Here is a 6,219-nt window from a genome sequence, read left to right as displayed (position 1 = left end):
GAACGTGGCCGGCATGCTGCTCACCCTGGACGCCCTGCACACCACGAAGAAGACCGCCCGGTTGATCACCGAACCTTCCACGCCCACTATCTACTGATCCTCAAACGCAATCAGCCGCTCGCCCTGCACGCCGCCCAGACGTTGCTGTCCGGCAGCGACACCACGTTCGCCGACAGCATGGACATCGGCTCCGATCGTGGGCACGGGCGCACCGAACGCCGCACGATCCGTGTCGCCGCCTGCGACGACACCCTGTTCCCCGGCGCCCGGCAAGTGTTCAGGCTACGCCGCGACACCGGCGGCCTCGACGGGGTGCGCACCAGCAAACAGATCATCTATGGCATCGCCAGCCTCGACGCCGACCACGCCGGCCCGCAGCACCTCAACGCCTACGCCAGAGGGCACTGGTCCGTGGAGAACAAGATCCACTGGGTCCGAGGCGTCACCTTCAGCGAAGACGACTCCCAGCTAAAAACCGGTACGGCTCCCCGCAACCTGGCCGCCATGCGCAACCTGGCCCTGAACACCTTCCGCCTCGCCGGACGGGCAAACATCGCCCACGCCCGCCGCGACCTCCACGACCGCGCCGACACCTTCGCCGTCTACGGCATCTAACGGAAGATGATCAAACCAGACATAGAGGAACAACGCCGGGGCCGTGGACGTGCCCGAGGCGATCGAGTAATAGCCACGCCAACTCCAGCCTTCGTGGGCTGTGGATTCGGCAGTCGAGGCCGCGGCACCAGAGACAGCCCGGGATCGACCTTCTGCGTCGCACAGCTGGCGTCATTGTTCAAGACCTCCGGTCGCTGCCGGCATAGCCTTTCCCGAGACAGTTCGGGAAATGGGACGAGGATCCGGTGGACGAGTTCGCGAGCGCGGTCCTGATCGCAACGGTGCGGCGCGCGCTCGCCGAGGAGGCGATCGCGGTCCCGGCATACCCGTCGGGTGGTCCGCTGATGCCGCTCAAGGCGAAGCGCCAGCTCCTTGCCGGCATAGCGCAGGCCCACGGACTGCTACCACTGCTGCGCGTGGGCCTGTTCCTGCCGCGGCTGCCGCCGGATCCGGCCCTGATGGCGCTTGCGGCCGCCAGGACCCCCGACGACCTATTTGCGCGGTGGGGCCGGCTGGAGCGCTTCACCCACTCGCGCCACCGGGTCGTGGTGCGCGAGGCGGGCCCGTCCCACCTCGTCGCCGAGCACGTCGGGCCACCCGGAGCTCCGCCCGAGCCCGCCGAGAATGCGCTGATCCTCGGCGTGCTGTCAGCGTTGCTGGCGGCGATCGGTGCGCGCGGGGTAAGGGTCGCGCTCGACCCACGCCAGGCGCTGATCGTGTACGCCGACGGGGTCTTCACGGCCCCACCGCCCGGTCACGCCACCGCGGTCTGGCACTTCGCATGGTCATCGCTCGCGCCGACGCCAAGGGCGGATCGGCCGGTCACCGAATCCGACGTGGCAGCCCGGACCCGGCGTCTGCTCGCCGGCAACCTCGCCCACCGCTGGACGTTAGGTTCCCTGGCCACCGAGCTGGGCATGGCGCCACGCAGCCTGCAACGCCGGCTGCGGGCCGAGGGCGGCTTCACCGTGCTGCTCGCCGCCGCGCGCGCCGAGGCCGCCGCCGACCTCTTGTTGAACGCCGGACACTCGCTCGGCGTGGTCGCTTTCGCCTGCGGCTACGCCGACCAACCACACTTCACCCGCGAGTTCCGGCGCCGGACCGCCATGACGCCCGCAGCCTACCGAACGGCGTTCGCCCGCCCGACCTCCCAACCTCACCTCGGCAACCGGGACCACCAATCCGCGCGAGTAAAGGAGGCGGGGCGATGAACCTCGCAGGCAGAACGATTCTTGTCACCGGCGGCGGCAGGGGCATCGGCCGAGAGCTCACTCGGCAACTGGTCGAACGTGAAGCAGAGGTGGTGGCGGTCGGACGCGACTACGGCCAGCTCACCGCGCTGGAGGCCGAGCATGGCCACCGCGTCCACCCCTGGGCGGTCGACCTGGCCGACCCCGACGCGGTCGACGCCTTCATCGGCGAGGTCACCGACCAACACCCCACTCTCTCGGTGGTGATCAACAATGCCGGCGTGCAGACACTCACTGACTTCCTCGGCACCGACCCGCATTCCCTACGGCCGGCCGTGCGTCGCGAGGTCGCCGTCAATCTCGACGCCGTCATCGCGCTGTCCACCGGCCTGTTGCCACACTTCCGCCGGCAGCCCTCCGCAGCGATCGTAAACGTCTCCACCGGACTGGCACTGGCACCCAAACGGTCGGCACCGGTCTATTGCGCGACCAAGGCGGGTGTGCGCACCTTCACCCGTGCGCTTCGCTACCAGTGTCAGGACGCAGCCCCGAACGTGAGCGTGATCGATGCAGTCATGGCCCTCGTCGACACCGATATGACGCACGGGCGTGGCCGCGGCAAGATCAGCGCGAGTCAGGCGGCGACAGCGGTGCTCGACGGCATGCGCCGCGGCGGCGACGAGCTCTACGTCGGCAGGACCAAGCTCCTACGCACGATCATGCGGCTCTCACCCACGCTCGGCTACCGCGTTCTACGGAACGGCTGACCCGGCCGCCGGACCGCTAGCCGACCGCCAAAAGGATAGAATGCCCGAGCACGACAAGTGGCCATATTGGATCACTGGAGGCGATTTGGTGCTGTGGCAGACCAGGGCCTAATCAAGTTCCGTGGGCGTCCGGATCGTTGGTGATGCCCAGGATGGGTAGTGCTCGTTGGGGTTCGGCGCGGATCGCTCGGGTGGTCTTGGCGATGTTGTCGGCTCCGAGGGTTTTCAGTGCGCCGATGGCGAGGTTGCGGAAGGTCGCCATGGCCCGGGGTGCGGTTCCGGTGTGGATGGTGCAGGCGTCCTCGGCGAAGGTGACGTCTCTGATGTGGTGTGAAAAGTTCTCCACTGCCCAGTGCCCGCGGATCGCGGCGGCCAGGTCCGCCGGGCTGGCCTGGTGGGCGTCGAGGCTGGTCACGGCGTAGACGCCTTCGCGGGTCTCGCGTTTGCCGGACTGCTTGCGCCGGCGGTGCACGCGGATGGCCATGCGAGCGTGGGGAAAGGCGATTCCGCCGAGTTCGTCCGCGACGGCGCAGGTCTTGATCGAGCGGGACTCGCGCCTGCCGTGCCCGCGGGTGGAGGCGGTGTGCTGCACGGCGATGTTCCGCCACGGCAGGTCCGCGAGTTGGCTGTGGGCGGTAGGCTGGTTGGTCTTGATCATCGCGATGTAATGGGCGTTCTTGGCCTCGACCAGCCAGGAGATGTTCGTTTTGACCGAGTGCAGGGCGTCGAAGGTGACGACCGTGCCGGTCAGGTCCAGCGGCGCCAGCAGCGGCTGGAAGTGCGTGGTCTCGTTCGTCTTCGCGCCGACTTCCACCTGGGCGAGGGTCACGACGGTGCCGTGCCTGACCGCCGAGAGTAGATGCCGGCGGGTCTCGGTGAGACGGGCTGACCCCTTGAGTGCCTTGCCGTCGACGGCGATCACGCGCAGCCGCCGAGACTGCGTCGGCGACGGCGACTGAGCGGGCTCGGTGACGGCGCGATGCCGGTGGGCCAGGTAGGCGCACACGGCCCGGTCCAGGGCGTCACCGTCAACAGCCCCCAGCACCCGGCCGATCGTGGCCGACGACGGAGCACGCCGCCATCGCAGCAGATGCACGCGGATCCTCGGCGACCGCCGCCGCGACACCGGGCACGGCCGCCGCGAGACCCGCACCGTCAAAGCCAACACCGCACGCCGCCGCCGACGGCTGGGCGAGCGACCTGGTCACACTGCTCGGTGACGCGCACCGCTGAACCGCGCACTGGCGCGATCGAGGCCATACCGGGCTACCCGGATTCAAGTACGACGACCTGTCCGCACGCTACGACCGCCTCGTCGACCGGGCACTGACCGCCCATCCCGCCCGGCCCGGCAGACAGACCCCGGCCCGCAACCTGGCGTTACGACTGCAAGCCCGCAACGCCGAGTTCCTACGGTTCACCGTCGGCTTCTCGAACGACACCGCGGAACAAGCCGTCCGGATGGTCAAGTCCAAGACCAGAGTCAGTGGCGGCTTCCGCACGCTCACCGGCGCCCAGATGTTCCTGGCCATCCGCGGCTACATCTCGACCATCCGCAAGAACAGCCTCCGCGCGGCTACCGAACTCCGCAACGCGCTGCTCGGCGACCCATGGACGCCCACAGTTGCCGCGTGACCTGAATAGTTACAAAGAGGCTCGCGCCAGCATCAAGCGACACGCTCCGGCGCGAGAACGTCATGGCCTTGGGTGAGCGGTACGGACATCGGGGCTCCTTCCCGAATCCCGGCACATCGAACTGGTCCGAACATATGGGATTCACGGCGGCGATCGGAAGAGCTATTGAACGGGTCACGGTAGACAGATCACATGGCGACATGGCCCGCACTGTCGACAATTGTCGACGATTTGCGGAAAGCCGTCGCCGGTTGAGTTCAGCGATACCCTCATTGGCTTCTTTGATTGACGTGACCGCGAACTACCATATGATGTGCAGACACGCCTGGGCCGAGGACTGGAGTTCGTCGTGACTGACCAGGTCACCAGCGTGGCAGCGTCCCCACCGGTCACCGCCACGCCTACTGCCAGCAGCCGGAACACGGCAGTTCTGGTGCTTTTCACGGCAATGACGAACCTGGCCGACGGTGTCACCAAGGTGATCCTGCCGTTGATGGCGACCCGGCTCACCGACTCGCCGGCACAGATCTCCGCTGTGGCGCTCACCCTCACCCTGCCCTGGCTGCTGGTGGCGCTGCACGTCGGCGTGCTGGTCGACCGGTTCGACCGCCGGCGGCTGCTGTGGGCGGCGGAGTTGGTCCGGCTGGCCGCGATCGGCGGGCTGTTCGTCGCGGTCGCGGTGGACGCCATCAGCCTGCCGCTGCTGTACCTGTCGGGGCTGACCCTGGGCGTGGCCTCGGTCGTGGCGCTCACCTCCGGGGCGGCGATCGTGCCGTCGGCGGTTCCCGTACGGGACCGCCAGCGGGCGAACTCATGGGTGGCCGGCGCCGAGACCGTCTGCAACGAGTTCTGCGGCCCGTTCGTCGGCGGCCTGCTGGTCGCGGCCGGCGTCAGCGTGGCGCTTGGCGCCACCGGCGTCACGTTCGTCATCTCGATGCTGGTCCTCGCGCTGCTGGTCGGCCGGTTCCGGCCCCGGGCCCACGACCAACGTCCGGCCGGCACTGTCAACCAGCAGATCGCCGTCGGGCTGCGCACGCTCTGGCGGCACCATCTGCTCCGGGTGATGACCATGGTGGTGACCGTGCTGGCCGCCTGCTGGGGTGCCTGGCTGGCGCTGATCCCGCTGATCGCGACGGACGTGATGGGCCTGGACTCGAAGGGCTACGGCATCCTGCTCAGCGCCCTCGGGGCCGGCGGCCTGCTCGGCGCGCTGACCGTCGCGCCGATCAACCGATGGCTCGGCCGGCGCTGGGCCATGTTCGCCGACATCCTCGGCACCGCCGCGATGGTGGCCGCGCCGGTGGTCAGCACCAACATGCGGGTCGTCGCCGTGGCCGCGTTCCTCGGTGGCATGGGCGGGACCCTGTGGACGGTGAACTCACGGACCATCAGCCAGCAGCTCGTCACTGAGGACATGCTGGGCCGCTACAACGCCGCCGCCCGGCTGTTCAGCTGGGGTGCACTGCCGGTGGGCGCCGGCGTGGTCGGCCTGCTCGCCGAGTTGTTCGGCATCCGGGCCGCGTTCGCCGTTTTCGCGGTGGCGACCCTGGTGTTGGTCGTTCCGTTCCTGCGTACGGTCACGCCCGCCGCCCTGGCCGAGGTCCCGGTCAGCCAGGACTGAGCACCCTCTCTCCCGACGGCAGGGGCGGGCGACCACGGTGGTCCGCCCCTGCCCCGTACGCCAGAACGCCTACGCCCGGCCGCCGATCCGGCCGGGCTATTCCGCCATGCGTACCCACTATCACGCACCACCCGCGTCGACCAATTTCACGGTCGACACAATTATGCTGGCGGTGTTGGAAAGTCCCCTGCACTCAGCAGTCAGGGCTATTGCAAAGTAGCGTCTCTGCTGGTCACGGTCGGTTCTCCGGTGGTCACGGCGGTGATGAGGTGTGGGTGCGGTGGGTGGCTTCTCGGGTGGCTTCGGCGATGTTGGTAGCGCCGTTGATACGGTGGTACCCGATTGAAGTGTTACGGAGAGTGGCGAATATGGCAGGACCGCAGCCGGTCCG

The 6,219-nt window shown here is 68.4% G+C and carries 6 protein-coding genes; 5 read left to right on the top strand and 1 reads right to left on the bottom strand.

Going from position 1 to position 6,219, the window contains the following annotated elements:
* The 3 genes from ACFHWY_RS27760 to ACFHWY_RS27750 form a co-directional block, all read left to right on the top strand.
* Nucleotides 1-615, top strand: a 615-nt coding sequence (locus ACFHWY_RS27760; RefSeq protein ID WP_416583205.1) for an ISAs1 family transposase, incomplete at its 5' end; no start/stop codon positions are given.
* Nucleotides 616-860: 245 nt separating this feature from the next.
* The gene (locus ACFHWY_RS27755; RefSeq protein ID WP_416583204.1) at nt 861-1,826 is read left to right on the top strand and encodes a helix-turn-helix transcriptional regulator; all 966 of its coding nucleotides are present in this window, start codon (nt 861-863) and stop codon (nt 1,824-1,826) included.
* Nucleotides 1,823-2,572 (top strand): SDR family oxidoreductase, encoded by a 750-nt coding sequence (locus tag ACFHWY_RS27750; protein WP_416583203.1) that lies wholly within the window; start codon nt 1,823-1,825, stop codon nt 2,570-2,572. Before ACFHWY_RS27755 ends, ACFHWY_RS27750 begins: the two co-directional genes overlap by 4 nt.
* A 112-nt stretch (nt 2,573-2,684) precedes the next feature.
* Here the strand turns inward: ACFHWY_RS27750 and ACFHWY_RS27745 are convergent, their stop codons facing one another.
* Nucleotides 2,685-3,668 (bottom strand): ISAs1 family transposase, encoded by a 984-nt coding sequence (locus ACFHWY_RS27745; RefSeq protein WP_416583202.1) that lies wholly within the window; start codon nt 3,666-3,668, stop codon nt 2,685-2,687.
* Nucleotides 3,669-4,033: 365 nt separating this feature from the next.
* Between ACFHWY_RS27745 and ACFHWY_RS27740 the strand changes: the two genes are divergently transcribed.
* Nucleotides 4,034-4,207 carry a hypothetical protein gene (locus ACFHWY_RS27740; RefSeq protein WP_416583201.1) on the top strand — a complete coding sequence of 58 codons (174 nt, stop codon included), beginning with the start codon at nt 4,034-4,036 and terminating at the stop codon, nt 4,205-4,207.
* A gap of 349 nt (nt 4,208-4,556) precedes the next feature.
* Nucleotides 4,557-5,828: an MFS transporter gene (locus ACFHWY_RS27735; protein ID WP_416583200.1), complete on the top strand. Its 1,272-nt coding sequence runs from the start codon at nt 4,557-4,559 to the stop codon at nt 5,826-5,828.
* Nucleotides 5,829-6,219 lie beyond the last annotated feature (391 nt).

Source organism: Micromonospora sp. LOL_024, assembly GCF_048060415.1.
Taxonomy (GTDB): domain Bacteria; phylum Actinomycetota; class Actinomycetes; order Mycobacteriales; family Micromonosporaceae; genus Micromonospora.
This window is presented reverse-complemented; position numbering and strand designations above follow the sequence as displayed.

Excerpts from the sequence above, each read along its gene's own strand:
- ACFHWY_RS27750 (WP_416583203.1), top strand. The coding sequence starts at position 1,823 with ATGAACCTCGCAGGCAGAACGATTCTTGTCACCGGCGGCGGCAGGGGC.
- ACFHWY_RS27740 (WP_416583201.1), top strand. The coding sequence starts at position 4,034 with ATGGTCAAGTCCAAGACCAGAGTCAGTGGCGGCTTCCGCACGCTCACC.